This window comes from Citrobacter sp. wls829, assembly GCF_005280825.1.
Taxonomy (GTDB): domain Bacteria; phylum Pseudomonadota; class Gammaproteobacteria; order Enterobacterales; family Enterobacteriaceae; genus Citrobacter; species Citrobacter gillenii.
Window position 1 is genome coordinate 1 of the sequence record NZ_SZWP01000099.1, and the last position, 16,300, is coordinate 16,300.

Genomic DNA, 16,300 nt, shown 5'->3' on the forward strand with positions numbered 1-16,300 from the left:
ATCAGGAACTTGTTCGCACCTTCCCTAACACTGCTTATTGAATGGGCACCAATGCGCGCATTCGCATTGATGTAAACAAAGTGCATTTCTTCCATGTGAATCACCTTTATTACACAAACGGCTAAGACGTTATGAACGGTGGGCAAATTGGCTGCCGCCATTTTGCCGCCACAGCCAAACAAAAAGGGGTTACGTTTTCACGTAACCCCTTGTTTTATTTGGTGGAGCTGGCGGGAGTTGAACCCGCGTCCGAAATTCCTACATCCTCGGCACTACATGCTTAGTCAGTCTTTACATTCGCACGCCAGCTGCGGACAGACACGCCACTAACGAACTAGCCTGATTAGTTTTAGCACTTCAGCCCCAGGCAGGACATCCGCGCGATCTCTTTTGGGTTTGACCTCTCTTTATCCCCGTCTTAAGAGCGGAAGCTAGGGAGAGAGGGCTCTTAGCAGGTTATTAAGCTGCTAAAGCGTAGTTTTCGTCGTTTGCGACTATTTTTTTGCGGCTTTTTACGAGGCCAACCGCCCCTCGGCATGCACCTTGGGTTTCGCAAATCCCGTCGAATCCAGAATCAGCCCCAATGTGTTATGGCAAGTATACCAGACTTGTGACACGCGTGACCAGCCCCTGCAACCCCTTATCCTCAACGATTTAGCGCTCCCGTAGCGCTTCTTTTGCGCGATTAAACGGTTTGATTAAATAGTCGACGATGGTTTTTTCACCGGTTTTGATATCCACGCTGGCAATCATGCCCGGAACGATGGAGAAATGACGCCCCAGTTTGTTCTGCAAATAGTCCTGATGGGTGCGGATAAACACGCGGTAGTAGAAGACTTCTGGCTTTACTTTGTCCTGAATGGTGTCCGGGGAGATGGTTTCGACCACGCCTTCCAGCCCGCCGTAGATGGCGTAGTCATAGGCGGTGATTTTCACCAGTGCTCGCTGTCCGGGGTGAATAAAGGCGATATCGCGCGGTGACAGGCGTGTTTCTATCAGCAGGTGATCGTCGACCGGTACAATCTCCATCATCTCGCCGTTGGGCGGGATCACGCCGCCAATGGTGGTGACCTGGATGTTTTTCACGATGCCGCGCATCGGGGCGCGGACGGTCAGACGGGTGACGGAATCTTCACGCCCCTTCAAAATGGCCGCCAGCATATCCACTTCGGCGTTGGCTTTTGACAGTGCTTCCCGCGCCTGCACGTAATACTGCGAGCGCAGGTCGGTGATTTTTAGTCCGAGGTCGCTTTTTTGTCGCTGCAGGCGCAGCACTTCCACATGGCTGGCGGCGCCGCTTTTCTCCAGCCGCTGGGTGATTGCCAGCTCTTTATTTACCGAGACCAGCGCATCCTGGAGTTCGACCATCGCGTCGGCAAGCTGCGCCCGACGGCTTTTATACAGCCGGGTTTCGGAGGCGATAAGGTCGGGCCAGGCGTTCAGCGCATTGGGAAAGGTCAGCGGCAGATCGTTGACTTCGGCATTGAGTCGCGCGCTGGAGGCCAGCGAGGCGCGGTATCGGGCGGCGCTTTCGCCGACGTTAGATTCCGAACGAGTAGGGTCGAGACGGGCCACTACCTGATTGGCCTGTACTTTGTCTCCTTCGCGCACCGTCAGTTCGGCGAGGATCCCGCCGTCAAGCGACTGCAACACCTGTTCGCGCGAGCTGGGGATCACTTTGCCGCTGCCAGTGGAGACTTCATCCAGCGTCCCGAAGTATGCCCAGATGCCGAGGATGGCAAACAGCAGCGTGCTGAGCAGGATAATACGGCTGGCACCGGAAAAGCGCTGTTCGTGGCGGATGTCGAGGTCGTCCATGGCGGCATCATGCGGATTGGTTTTCATTTTTCCACTCCCGACCGTGAGTCTGTGCAGGCGCTCGACTCGCGTTCAACGCCTGTGCTTTCGGGGCATCCATCACCAGTTGACCTTCTTTTAACACCACCACGCGCTCGACCAGTTCCAGAACCGGTACGCGATGGGTGGCGACGATCAGCGTGCGGTTGCCGAGCCACTGGTTTAGCCGTTGAATAAACTCCCGCTCGGTATGTTCATCCAGCGAGGCGCTGGGTTCGTCGAGCAGCACAATATTGGGCGAGCGCAGCAGCATTCTTGCCAGCAGAATGGATTGCCGCTGCCCGCCGGAGAGGCCGTTGCCGCCTTCCATAATCGGGTGTCCCAGCCCTTTGGCGAGTTGTTTAACAAAGGTGGCTGCGCCGCTGACTTCCAGCGCGTCGAATATCTGAGCATCGCTGACATGCGGGGCGCCGAGGGTCAGGTTCTCACGCAGCGTGCCAAAAAACAGGCGTGCATTTTGGCTGAGAAAGCCGATGTTGCGGCGTAAATCGGCCATGTCGATCTGCGCCAGGCTCAGGTTATCGAGCCGGACGCCGCCCTGAATCAGCTCCACACCGCCCGCCATGGCCTGTAGTAGGGTGGATTTCCCCGCGCCGTTACGCCCGAGGATGGCGATGCGTTCCCCTGGCATCACCTCGAGGCGGGCGATGCGCAGCGGCACCTGCTGATCGTCGCTGTGGTAGCGAAAGTGGGCGTTCTCAAACAGATAGTGCCCGCGAAAGATTTCCTGATGCACCCGATTCTCATCGTGCTGGGTTTCGGTGGGGAGCTGCATAATGCTGTCCAGCCCCGTCTTCGCTGCCTTGACCTGCTGCCAGCGCGCCAAAACGCCGCATAGATTTGCCATCGGGGCAATCATTCTTGAGCCGAGCATTGAGGCCGCCACGACCGCGCCGGTAGTCATGGTGCCTTCGATGACCATCGGCGCACCGAACATAATAATCGCAGCGTAGACCAGACTTTGTACCGACATGCCCCAGCCAATCAGCCCCTGAGTCAGCTTGCGCGTGCGCAGTCCGGATTCGCCGGTAATGCGGATGTAGCTGTTCCACTGCTGCAAAAAGCGGTTCTCCGCCTGCATCAGCTTGATGTCCTCCAGCCCTGGACGCTTTCGACCAGCACCGCGTTACGCAGCGTGGACTCGTGTGCAGCCTGGTTGGCGAGCACCGCCAGCTTCTTCTGTAACAGCAGGCCAGGCAGGATCATCAGGATCGCAGCGACGGGCGCTATCCACGCCAGCTGCGGGGCGATGCAGGCCATCACGACGATAAACAAAAAGAAAAAGGGCAGATCGACAAGGGTCGACAGGGTTGAGGAGGTGATCATCTCCCGCACCTGCTCCAGTTCGCGGAGCTGGGAAATAAAGCTGCCGGTGGAGCGGGGGATGGCGCTGTTACGCAGGCGCAGTGCGTGGCTGAACACGCGATCGGAAATGCGCATGTCGGCGCGCTTGCCGAGCACATCCATGATATGGGTACGGGCTTCGCGCAGTAAAAAGCCGAACAGCACCGCCACCAGCACGCCGGTCGAGAGCACATACAGCGTGGGATACGACTGGGCCGGGATCACCCGGTCGTAAACCTGCATCGAGAAGATAATCCCGGCGAGCGACAGAACGTTAATCAGGAACGCGGCTACCATCACCGGCAGGTAAGGCCGGATGTCCTGTAGCACCAGGTCGCGCATCCAGTCCGGCTTAAAGCGCGAAACATAGCGGTCGACCCGACTGTCTTTGAGCGCCGACAGCGGGCGCAGGGCGGTAATGGTGTGGATCTCCGGCAGCAGCTCGGCAATCGCCAGCCGGTTGCGCTGGCCTTCTTCGGCGATGATAAACACATCCAGCGCATCGTTACCGTTGAAGTGCTCTATTACCATAATTTGGCCGTCGCGTAGCTCCGCCACAACCGGTAAACGCCACTGGCTGAACAGCTGTTTTGTGGTATCCAGCGTATGAAACGACAGCCCCGCCTGGCGCGCGAGTTGCGTCAGGGCGAGGGGCTTATTTTTTCCGGCAAACCACGGAGCGTTGGCCTGAATCGCGCCGGGCGAGCAGGTGACGCGATAGTGGCTGGCAATGTGGCTAATGGCCTGCGCCCACAGGTTCAGGGCGGACTCGCTAATCGTCTCTTCTACACCCGGCTCGACGTGGCTCATAGCTGGATCTCCACTGACTGGATGCTGCGATTGTTGAGGGCGAACGCCTGGCGCAGCGTGCCGGTATTGTAGAGGCAGTTCAGCTGGAGTTGACGAAGCTGGCTTTGGGTTTGCAGTTCGGCAAAGCGGGCCTGATACACCTCCTGCTCGGCATTAAGCACGTCGAGCAGCGGACGAGAGCCGAGATCCAGATATTGCTGTTGATACAGTTCGCGCGTGCGTTCGCTCAGTCGTTGCTGGCGGCGCAGGATCTGCAGGGCGGTGGCAAGACTCATCGCCTGGCTGCGGGATTCGAGCAGTTTCTGGCGCACGTCAAGGCGGGTGCGCTGGATGGAATACTGTGCCGAGTCTACCGCATGACCTGCGGCGTTGCGTCGGGCGGTGAGCCCGCCTCCCTGATACAGCGGCATCTCGACTTTTACCCACGTGGAGTACTGCGTTTTGTCGAGCACCTCATGGCTGGGATATTTGTCATTGAGATAGTGCTGCGCGGAAGGCTCAAGAGAGATAGTGGGCGTCATCTGCGCGTTGGCGTAATCCAGATTGGCCTGTGCAACATTAGCCTGCGCCCAGGCTGCCAGCACGGCAGGTACCAGCCTGTCATCAGGCTTGGTGATGTCGCAGCTGCTGTCCAGTTTCACCGGGAACGCGTTGCTGACGCCGTTGAGCGAATTCCAGCCAAGAAAGCTCATCAGTGTCGCCTTGCTGCTGTCGAGGTTCGCCTGATACTGCGCCAGCTGCGAACGGGCGGATTCGATACGCGCATCGGTTTGTACAACGTCAGAGAGCGACGTGGCTCCTTCATCGTTACGTTGCCGGGTCAGCCTGCCAATGCCGTTCAGGGCGGAGAGTTGCGCTTCGGCGGCGTCGACCATTTGCTGCCAGGACTGTACCTGCACAATGGCGTTGGCGGTTTCGTGGGCGACGGTGTCAATGCTGAGTAAGACGTTAGCCTGCTGCTGGGCGGCCCCCGCAGTCTCGGCGCGTACCTGACTGGCGACTTTGCCAAAGTCATACAGCATTTGCGAGACCGAGATCACCAGCGACGGGCTGAAACCATGATCGTTATAGGTATTGCTGTAGCCGTTGTTCACCCCGGCCGTGACCTGCGGATAGTATTTGGATTTCGCCACGTCGATCTGCTCATTTTGCGAGAGCAGTTTGCCGATCGATTCACGGATCGCAGGATGCCAGCTTACGGCGCGGCTTACCGCATCGTTAAGCGTCAGGTTGCCGGGCGCGGCGGCGCTCAGCGGGAGTTCGGCCACCGACCCATCCAGAGAGGGGAGCATCTGGCTGGTGGCCAGCCCTTCCGGCGTAATGATTTGCGGTTCATCTTCGGCATTCACCTGTAAGGAACAGAGCGTGAATGCCAGCAGCAACGTAACAGAGGCGACATTTCTCATCGTATATCCCTTTCAAAATACGGCAGTGACGACTGTTATTGCCCCGGACGTCATAGCATCCGGGGCTGTTGTTATGGCGTTTTGGTGCTCACGTCAGGTCACAATATGATTTTGTTGGATCAGCTCATCGAGCGTGGTGTGAACGTTCTCCAGTGTCACAAGGCTGGTTGATTGATAGGTGGCGCCCGTACCGTCGCGGTCGATGGACACCACGGTGTTGTTACCGTTGGTGGACACGGTGAGATAATTGCCGAGCGTGGCGTTCTGCCCGTTCCAGCCCACCAGCAGGTCGCCGATATCGATTTTGTCACCCTGCGCCAGCGAGAAGTTGCTCCAGGTGTCCGCGGTTCCGTTGCCGCCGGTTGCGTTATTGGCGCTGAGCAGGTGGTAAATCAGCGTATCGCCGTACGCGCTGCCGATAACCCGATCGGCCTCCGCGGTGCTGATCACCTGTGGATTCATATCGATGGTCAACGTGGCGCTATCGGTATGTCCTTTTTGGTCGTTAAGGGTGTAGTTAAATGTCTCTTTGGTCTTGATGGATTCCAGTGAGACATCGCTGTTGAGGGTATAGGCGTAATGCCCATCAATGCCCATTGTCAGTTTGCCGTACAGTCCATTGATCGTGGCGCTGGCGGTGCTGCTGCCCAGCGGATCCAGCGTGGCGGTACTGCCGCCCGCGCCGTTTACCGTCAGCAGGGTGTGCACGCTGGCGATATGGTCGCCGTCATAGATGTTGCCGGTGACGCTATTGACGCCCGCGGTTTCGAAGTTATCGAGATCGACTATTGTTCCTTTCACGCTGGGGGTAATGGTGATGGTGCCTAGCCCCAGCGCACCCGCGTTGCCGGTATAGTCGAGGCGATAGTTTCCGGCGTGCAGCACCAGTCCGTTCAGGGCAATATCAAGATTGCCGCCGATCAGGAGCCCGCCGTTGAAGGTATCCCCGGCAACTTTAACGCCATTGCTGTCGTACAGCGCCCAGGTTACGTTCAGCCCACCCAGCGTCAGCCCTGATGCCACGTTAAAATGCAGCACCACGTTTTGCACCGCTGTACCCGCTGTGACTTCAACTGTTCCGGTACCACTTTTCGAGCTGGGTCCCAGCACAGTGGTCCAACTGGCCGATCCCACGCTGGAATCACTAAAGGGCTGAGACGTATCCTGCAACGTCGTGACCGCCATCTGGCTGCTGGTGTCGTTCACCGCGTCCAGCGCCAGCGGGGTTGGTTTGATGTTCAGCGACGCGCTGCCGGTATCGCCATTTTGAGCCTTGACCGTATACACAAAGCTGTCCGGCGTATTGATGCTGTCCGCGCCCAGTCCGCTTTTCAGCGTGTAGCTGTAGTTCCCCTTCGCATCGATAGTGAGTGTGCCGTACTGTCCCTCAATACGGGTTGTGCCTGTTAAATTGACTGCGACGCCGTTCACGTCGGTGATAACCGTACCGGCGGGCGCGGAATCATTGGCCAGAATATTGCCGTTGGTTGAGGCACTCAGACTGTCCACCGCATAGGTGTGATCGGCCTGAATATTCAGGGTGTAGCTGGTTAACAGTGCCAGACCGCCGCCGGCGTTCAGCAGGAACAGGTAGTCACCGCCCGGCAGCGTGATGGTGTAATCTTTTGATTTTCCACCTAATACTGCCGTGACCCAGTTGGGTTGTACCCGATACTGCTCGTATTGCTGAATAGCGTCATTAAAACGGTAGACGTACAGATCAAAGCCGCCGAGCGTTACGCCGAGAACGTCGGCCTGAATCGTCAGCGTGCGGGTGGCGCCATCTTCAACGTTGAATTTGATGGGGTTGGTTAACCCGTCGACCAGACTGACGTCCAGCACATTCCCCAGGCCTACGCTGGCGAGCGTAAAGCCGGTTTGTTTTGATGGTCCGTGGTCGACCACGCTGACCTCGGTGCCGTAGGTCAGTGAGGCCACATCGTCTGCTGCCGTTACCGTACTGGTCGTCGGACCCTGGCCCAGCGCCACCACCAGTTTTGCCGAAGAGTGGTCGTTACCGTGCGTCAGCGTATAGGTGAAGCTTTCGGAGCGACCGTATACCGAGGCGGATTTATCGGTAAGAGTGTAGGTATAACTCCCGTCCTGATTAATATGCAGGGTGCCGTATTTACCATCTACATTAGCCCCTTCCAGTGGAATGCTCACCACATTGCCGTTGCCATCGGTAATCGACGTCACCCGCGTGCCGGATGGGGCGTTATCCTGCCCGTTGGTGGGGTCGGTATCGGTGATGATATTGCCGGATTCGCTGGTGCCACCAGTGATCGATCCGGCGCTGGTTTTGACCACCGCCACGTCCAGACTGGTGAAGGCTCCGGTCGCCAGCAGGCTGGTGTTGTAGCTGACGACACGGTAGTCCCCACCGGTAAGCCCGCCATAGTTGAGCGTCACGCCGGAGGCGCTGAGCGTCAGCAGGTCGGCAAAATCGGCTTGACCGGTATCGACCACCGTCACCCAGGCGTTGAGCGTGGAGTCAAAGCGCTGGATAACAATCTCCATGGTACTCAGCAGCGACAGCACAATGCCGGTTGCTGCCGCGTTGATGGTGATGGTGCCGCTGCCGCCGGTCTGAATGTTGAAGTTGACGAGTGCAGTGTTGTCTCCCAGCACCTTCAGCACATTATCCACTGCACCGACCAGCAGGAAGCCATAATCGCTTTTGTGCTCGTTGGTGACCGTGAAGTCGGTTTGTAGCGCCAGACGAGTGACGTTGTCTTCAGCCAGCAGCGGTAAGACTGGCGCGAGGATGCTGGTCGGCGTTGAGGTGTTGCCTGCCGCGTCGGTCGCAGTAGCGGACAACGACTGGCCCTCAATCTGGCGTACCGGCAGGGTGACGCTGTAGACCCCGCTGCTGTTGGCGACCGCCGTGATGCTGCCGCCGCCGGGCAGGGAGATAGTGACCGTACTGCCTGCTTCGGCGATGCCGCTGACCGTACCGCCATCGGCGCTGATCAGCACTGATGGCGGCGGCGGTGGCGTGGTATCGACAATGACGTTAAACGCGCCAGACAATACGCCGGAACCGTTGGCGTTAGCCGCACTGGCGGTAAACGCGTGGTTGCCTTCACTGAGCGCGCCGGAAGGGGTAAAGCTCCACAGTCCGTTGCCGTCCGCGGTTGTGGTGCCCATCAATGTTCCGTTGTTGTACAGGCTGACGACGGCGTTAGCCTGTGCCGTGCCGCTGAGCATCGGACGGGTGTCATTGGTGGTTTTTCCGGCGGCGACATTGCCAGTGACCGTACCAATGTCATCAAAAACGCTGGCGATAATCGGTGCGGGTGGTACCCCGGTAAACGGGGCCAGCGCGTTGCCAGGCGTGCCGGTATTCCCGGCGGCATCCTGCGCGCTAACCTGCAGCGTTTGTCCGCTGATCTGCGGCGGGTTGAGGGTAAAGGTGAAGTTGCCGGCGGCGTTGGCCGTGGCGGTGCCGAGCACGGTGCCGCTGCTTGTCGTGACGATCACCGTGCTGTTGGCTTCCGCAACGCCGGTCAGCACAGTACCGTTGGCGTTAACCGCCAGAGCGGTGGGAATACCCGGAGCGACGGTATCGACCACAATCGACGCGGCAGCCGACATGCCGCTGGTATTGCCCGCGCTGTCCGTTGCGGTAATAGTAAATGAATGGGGGCCCTGACCCAGTGCGGTAGACGGGGTGTAGTTCCAGTTGCCGCTGCCATCCGCCGTTACGCTGGTGACAAAGTTGCCGTTGTCATAAATATCAACCCGGGCATTGGCTTCCGTGGTGCCGTTTAACGTGGGGCGCGAGTCATTGGTGGGCTGGTTGTTGCCAATCGACCCGGTATTGGGACCGACATCATCAACAATGCTGCTAATTGACGGCAGCGTGGGGGCGGTGGTGTCCACGTTAATCGTAAAGCCCGCCGTTGCACCGCTGGTGTTGCCCGCGGGGTCGGTGGCGGTGACGGTAAAGGTGTGCGAACCATTCCCCAACGGTGCCGTTGGGGTAAACGACCAGCTGTTGTTACTTTGCGCGACGGCGGTGCCGAGCAGCGTGCTGCCGTCGTAAATACTGACGGTGCTGCCCGCTTCGGCGGTACCGTTAAGCGTAGGGCGGGCGTCATTGGTCAGTTGCCCGTTGCTCAGTACGGCATTAAACACGCCGCCAGTGATGTCATCCACCACCGAGGTCAGGAGCGGCGTTGATGGCGCAACGGTATCAACGTTGAGAATAAATCCGCTTGACGCCGGGCCGACGTTTCCGGCCGCATCCGTGGCGATGGCGGTAAAGACATGCTGGCCGTTACCCAGCGTAGTGGACAGAAACTCCCAGGTGCCGTCTATTGTTGCGGTAACTGTCGTCAGCAGCGTGCCGTTGTCGTAAATGGCAATCCGGGCGTTGGCCTCCGCAGAACCGCTCAGCACGGGGCGGGTATCGTTGGTCCAGGCACCGCTCGACAGCGTGCCGGTGCCCGGTTGTACGTCATCAAAGGCCTGGATAATGGTGGGTGCCAGCGGGGCGACGGTATCCACAATCAGGGCAAACCCGGCAGACGACACGCTGACGTTGCCGGCCGCGTCGGTGGATGTCACCGTCAACACGTGATTGCCGTTACCCAGCGCACTCCCCGGTGTAAAATTCCATACGCCGTTTCCGTCTGCAGAAACCGTGTCGATAAGCGTGCCGTTGTCATAGATTTTGACCGTCGAATTGGCCTCCGCCGTACCGTTAAGGGTAGGGCGCGCATCGTTTGTCGCCTGACCGTTGTTTAGATTTCCTGTTAGTGGGCCGACATCATCGCTGACCTGGGTAATAACCGGCGTGTTCGGTGATACCGTATCAACCGTGAACGTAACGCCGCTGGAGGCCGGGCTGGTATTGCCCGCGCTGTCGGTGGCGGTGGCGGTCAGCGTATGCGGACCGTTACTCAGAGCGTCCGTTGGCGTAAAGCTCCAGGTGCCGCCTGCACCGACGGTGGTGGTGCCAATGGGCAAACCGTCGTTCAGGATAGTAATCGTTGCGCCGATTTCACCCGTTCCACTCAGCGCTGGACGGGTTTCGTTGGTCGTCTGGCCGTTACCTATTGGCCCGGTGGTGGGGGCCGTGTTGTCCTGTATGTTACTGATGACCGGTGCCTGCGGGGCAACGGAATCCAGTTCAAGGGTAAAGGCGGAGGAGGCCCCACCCGTATTACCGGCTGGATCTGTAGCTGTTGCGGTGAAGACATGCTGCCCCTGACCCAGCGCGTTTTCCGGTGTGAAGGTCCAGTTGCCGGATTCGTCTACCCGCGCGGTACCTATTTCGACACCCTTATCTTTTATCGTGATAGTCGCCCCGGCTTCCCCTTTGCCGTTCAGCGTTGGCTGCGCGTCGTTAGTCAGTTGCCCGTTCGTCAGTGAGGTATTTCCCGGTTGGTCGTCAATCACCGAGGTGATGATTGGCGCGGCTGGCGCCAGTGTATCGACAACCAGCAGGAACGGCGGCGTTGCCGGACTGATGTTGCCCGCACCATCGGTGACGGTAGCGGTTAACGCGTGATTGCCTTCACCGAGCGCTGGGGCAGGTGTAAAGCTCCAGTTACCGTCTGCGTCGCTGGTGGTGGTGCCGATTACCGTCCCTTTATCAAGAATAGTGACGACCGAATTCGCCTCGGTCACGCCTTCCAGTGTTGGGGTGTTGTCGTTGGTCGACTGCCCGGAGGTGAGCGTCTGGTCCGTGCCGACGTTGTCCTTCACCGTCACAATGGACGGCGCGTCCGGGACTAAGGTATCGACAATAATGCGGAAACTGTCGGAGGCAGAGCCCTGGTTGCCTGCGGCGTCCGTCGCGCGCACGGTGAAGTCATGCGGGCCTTCGCCCAGGGCATTGGTTGGGGTATAGCTCCAGAATCCGCTGCTGTTGACGGTGGTAGTGGCATAGACACCGTTGCCATCGTAGAGAGTGATGGTTGCGCCCGCTTCGCCGGTACCGTTAAAGGTTGGTCGGGAATCGTTGGTAAGTTGTCCTTTGTCTAACGTGCCCGTACCGGGCGTGACATCGTCAATAATGCTGGTAATGATCGGCGCCTGCGGGGCGACGGTATCAATAGTGATGGTGTAATTAGGTGATTGACCGCTCTCTGCACTACCTACCGTTTGCGACACGGTGAAGTTATACGCGGTACCGTTTGTCAGTGGCGTGGACAGTTGATAGCTCCATGCGCCGGAGGTGGCGTCGGCGGTCACTGTGTCGAGTAGGGTCCCATTTTGGTAAATGTTTACCGTAGCCCCCGGAGTGGCGGTTCCTTGCAGCAGCGGTAAGGTGTCATTGGTGGTTTTACCGTTGCCAATCACGCCCATGACCGGGGCCACATCGTCCACAATTTCCAGCGTCGGCGGGTGGGGGATGCTGGACGTCGCGGCGTTAAACGGCGTGGGATCGCTCTGATTACCTGCCGGGTCCTGGGCGATAGCGTCCAGTGCCTGACCGGTTGTTTGCGCCGGTGAGAGGGTAACGGAATAATTTCCCTCGTCGTCGGCAATACCCTGACCGAGAATCGTGTTGTCGCGGCGAATGATAACGGTGCTGCCCGGTTCGGCCGTGCCGCTAACCAGCGTCCCGTTTGGATCTACGCCACTGACGGTTGGCATTACAGGTGGCAAGGTATCGACGATTAACGTCACGGGGTTTCCTGCTGCCAGCACGTTACCGGCAGCGTCCTGGGCACCGAAAGTCAGCGTGTGAGTGACGTTGGGTGTCAGGGGAACATCTATACTCCAACTGCCGTTCGCCGCGACGGTGGCCGTGGCAATCGCTACGGGATTGCTGCCATCGAAAATTAACACTGTACTGCCCGGTGTACCGGTTCCGCTGATCGTTGGGGTGGTATCGTCCGTGACGCTGTTGTTGGTTAGCGAACCGATAATAACCCCAGCGTCATCTTCAATATCCGTGACCTGGGGCAACTTCAATGCTGTGCTGTTCACCGTAAACGAGACGCTGTTTGAGGCGTCGCTGGCATTTCCTGCCGCATCGGTGGCGATGGCGGTCAGCGTGTAGCTGCCGTTGGTCAGCGCCGGGTTGGGCGTGATACTCCAGACGCCGCCTGCAACGGTAGCCGTGCCAATTACCGTACTGCCATTGTACAGGGTGATGATGTCACCGTTGGAGCCGGTTCCGCGGATGGTCGGCGTGGTGTCATCCGTCACCGCGCCGGCGGCGAGATCGCCTCTGACATCGCCGGCGTCATCATTAACCGCGGTGATAACCGGCGGCGCGGACGGCGTCGTATCGATGCCCAGGGTGACGGCATCCGAACGCGGGCTGACGTTGCCCGCCGGATCGGTGGTGGTGAGGGTGACCTGATAGCTGTCCGGATTAATCGGGTCGGTTGGCGTAAAGCTCCAGGTGCCATCCGCCCCGACCGTCGCCGTGCCTAGCGGTTCGGTTCTGCCGTCAAGATAGATGGCGATAACATCTCCGGCACTCCCGGTTCCGCTGAAGGTTGGCGTGGTATCGTTGGTGATGCCGTTAGTGATAATGCCGGTTATCGGATTGGCATCATCAGTGATGGTTGGCGGCTCTGGCTTCGCGGGCGGCAGGTTATCTACCGTCAGCGTAAAGCTGGCGGACGGGATCCCCGTGTTGCCAGCCACGTCCGTCGCTGTGGCGCTGAATTTGTGTGGACCGTCTGTAAGCAACGTTGGAGTAAAGGTCCAGGTGCCGTTTGGCTGCACGGTGGCCGTACCCAGACGGACGTCATTATCAAAAACGGTAATTGTCGCACCCGGCTCGCCGGTGCCTGACAGCTTGGGGTTGTCGCTTTTGGTGCTCCCGCCGTTAGCCAGCAGTTTTGTCTCACTGCCAATAAGTCCTTCCGCCGAGGTGATAACAGGGGCGGCTGGCGGCGTGGTATCAATCGTCAGTGTGAAATTACCGGCACTGCTGGCGTTACCCGCTTTATCTGTCGCAATAGCTGACAGCGCGTGTGGACCCTCACTCAGCGGTTGAGTGACCTGAAAACTCCAGCTTCCTTCCGGCGTCACTGTGGCAGTGCCTATGGGGGTAGCCCCATCGTAAATTGTGATCGTGGAATCTGCGACTCCGGTGCCTTTCAGCAGCGGGAGGGTATCGTCTGAACGTCCGCCATTGGCCAGGTCGCTTTGCAAACTGCCTACGTCGTCCGTGGCGCTCGAAATAATGGGGGCATCGGGCGCTTTGGTGTCGACCGTTATGATGACAGGGGGGGCGGTGACGACGTTACCGGCGGCATCCGTTGCGGTCAGCGTAAAACGGTGGGTGCCTTCGCTAAGGGCCTCATTGGCTGGCACGCTATGGCTCCAGGTGCCTGTTCTGTCGATAAGAATAACCATCATCTGCAGGCCATTATCATACAGCGTCACCAGCGAGCCGGGTTCACCGGTTCCCGAGAACGTTGGGGTTTTGTCATTGGTGACCCCGTTGTTCGCGACGTTACCGGTGATGCTGCCGACGTCATCGTTGATAAGCGTAATGGCCGGCACGGTGGGGGCGATACTGTCGACAATGATTTTCCAGCTGGCGGCACTGCTGGTGTTACTGGCGGCATCGGTAGCTGTCACCGTAAAGACGTGCGCACCCTGCGCCAGCGCGGTGGTGGGCGTATAGTTCCAGTTGCCGTTGAGATCGGCGGTGACGGTCGCGATCAGGTTACCGTTATCGTAAATCTTAACCTGAGAGTTGGCCTCGGCAGTGCCTTCAATTTTGGGTTTATCGTCGTTGGTCAATCCATTGTCATCAATGCGGCCAGTGTAATCCGCAACATCGTCTGTGACGGCGATAATAATCGGCTGTTCGGGTGCAGTGAGATCTGGTGCTATTGCTGAAGTTGGCAGACTTTCGTTGCCTTTGCCGTCCGTGGCGGTGACGGTAACCGTCTCACTGTTGATTTGCGCCGGTGCGATTGACACGGTGAAGTTGCCGCCGCTGTCCGCCTGGCCCTTGCCAATAATATGACCATCGCTGTCTTTGACGGTGACGGTACTTCCGGCCTCGGCGTGGCCGCTCACCGACCCTCCATTTCCAGCGACGATAACATCTGTCGGTGCATCCGGTGCCGTGGTATCCGGCGCGGTGACGGAGGCATTGCCCCCTTTGTTACCTGCTGCATCGGTCGCGTTTGCCGTCAGGATCTCACCATTCGTCTGCGGCGGTACCAGCGCTGCGGTGAAGTCCCCATCTGCAGTGGCTGTCGTTGTGCCAATGATATTGCCGCGTGGATCCAGAATATTGACCGTACTGTCAGGCTCGGCCTTGCCGGTGACCTCGTTGCCCGCGCCATTAATCACCAGGTTTGTGGGCGGTTGTGGGGCGGTGATGTCCGGCGCAACTGCCGTTTCTGGCGGACTTGAGTTTCCTGCGGGATCGGTCGAGATGGCTGTAAGCGTTTCGCCATTGGTCTGCGGCGGCTTGATGGTAATGGTAAATGAACCATCCGGCCCGGCGACGCCGCTGCCAATGGGGATATTTTTACTGTCGGTGATCACCACGGTATTGCCGGGCTCGGTTTTCCCGGTTACGACAGCGCCATCTGCCGAGACGTTGAGATCGTCAGGCGCAGACGGCGGCAGAGTATCAATATTAATGTTGAATGCGGTCGACACTCCCCCGGTACCCGACTGGTTGGTTGCGGTGACGGTAAAGGCGTTCGGGCCGTCATCCAGCGGTGAGCTTGATGTCCAGCTCCAGTTGCCGTTGCCGTCAGCCTGTACGCTGTCGACCGCTACGCCGTTGTCGTAAATATTCACCGTGCTGTTGGCGTCAGCGGTACCGGAAAGCGTGGGCTTGTTATCGTTAGTCGCCTGATGATTGCTCAACGGCCCGGTTGACGGGGCGACGTCATCCATCACGCTGACGATAACCGGTACGCCAGGATAGCCTGAGTTCTGAGCGTTGAATGGTGTGTCTGGCCCGACGTTGCCCGCTTCGTCATGAATTTTTGCGGTAAGTGATTCACCGTGGGTCTGCGACGGTGAAATCGCGATGCTGAAAGTGCCGTCCTGGCCTACAACGGCCGAACCCAGCAGCAGATTATTACTGCCGATAATACTGACCGTGCTGCCTGGCTCTGCGCTGCCGGTGACAGTTGTCCCTTCCGGGTTGACGTTGGTAATCGCTGCCGCCGGAGGCGGGGTGATATCGACAGTGAAGGTGGGCACGGTGGTTTCTGCACTGACGTTACCTGCAGGGTCGGTTTGCGTCAGCGTCAGATTGTGAACGCCTTCGCTCAACGGCGTATCCGGTGTGAATGTCCAGTTACCATTCTCATCAACCTGCGTCATGCCAATCAGGATACCGTTGTCGTAGACGCTGATGAAATTGCCGGCAACACCGATACCAGAGAGCGTCGGCGTGTCATCGTCGATCACGGCGTTACTGGCGATAAAACCTTGAATGGATCCGACATCATCTAGTTCCTGAGAGAGAGCAGGCGCATCAGGGGCGAGGGTATCAATGATAATAACCCAACTGTTTGACATGCCACTGCTGCCCGCGCTGTTCGACGCGCTGACTGTAAACTGGTGGGTACCATCCGCGAGAGGGGGAGATGGTGTAAATGGCCAGTTACCACTGGCATCGATGGTGATCTGGCCAATCTCTTTGCCATTATCGAAAATATGCAACGTGGTATTAGCCGTTCCCGTCCCTTGAAGCGTAGGGGTATTGTCGTTGGTGGACTCCTGTTGATTGACAATGCCAGTAATCAGCTCCTGGTTATCGACTACGCTGGTGATGACGGGAACGCCGGGGAGCGCTGGCGTTGTTGGTGGGGTTCCACCGTCGCCATCGCCATTTCCACCTCCAGGGTTATTACCGTTGCCGTTTCCCGGATTATTCCCGTTTCCATTCCCGATCCCGGGATTATCACCACCACCACCACCACCAC

General features: G+C 58.5%; 3 protein-coding genes, 1 other RNA gene and 1 pseudogene. All 5 read right to left on the reverse strand.

What is annotated here, in order from left to right:
- Positions 1–219 precede the first annotated feature (219 nt).
- Positions 220–582, reverse strand: a transfer-messenger RNA (tmRNA) gene (gene ssrA, locus FDW88_RS18870).
- 72 nt (positions 583–654) lie between these two features.
- On the reverse strand, positions 655–1,818 hold the full coding sequence (locus FDW88_RS18875; protein WP_137363149.1) for an HlyD family efflux transporter periplasmic adaptor subunit: 1,164 nt from the start codon (positions 1,816–1,818) through the stop codon (positions 655–657).
- Positions 1,819–1,825: 7 nt separating this feature from the next.
- Positions 1,826–4,011 (reverse strand): annotated as a pseudogene (locus FDW88_RS18880) (type I secretion system permease/ATPase).
- Positions 4,008–5,417 (reverse strand): TolC family outer membrane protein, encoded by a 1,410-nt coding sequence (locus FDW88_RS18885; RefSeq protein ID WP_137363147.1) that lies wholly within the window; start codon positions 5,415–5,417, stop codon positions 4,008–4,010. The pseudogene FDW88_RS18880 and the gene FDW88_RS18885 overlap by 4 nt, the downstream one beginning before the upstream one ends.
- Positions 5,418–5,510: 93 nt before the next feature.
- The coding region (locus tag FDW88_RS18890; protein WP_137363148.1) for a BapA/Bap/LapF family large adhesin at positions 5,511–16,300 on the reverse strand (10,790 nt) is incomplete at its 5' end.

Bases quoted from the DNA above. Each gene is read 5' to 3' on its own strand.
- FDW88_RS18875 (WP_137363149.1), bottom strand. From the start codon at position 1,818: ATGGACGACCTCGACATCCGCCACGAACAGCGCTTTTCCGGTGCCAGC.
- FDW88_RS18885 (WP_137363147.1), bottom strand. From the start codon at position 5,417: ATGAGAAATGTCGCCTCTGTTACGTTGCTGCTGGCATTCACGCTCTGT.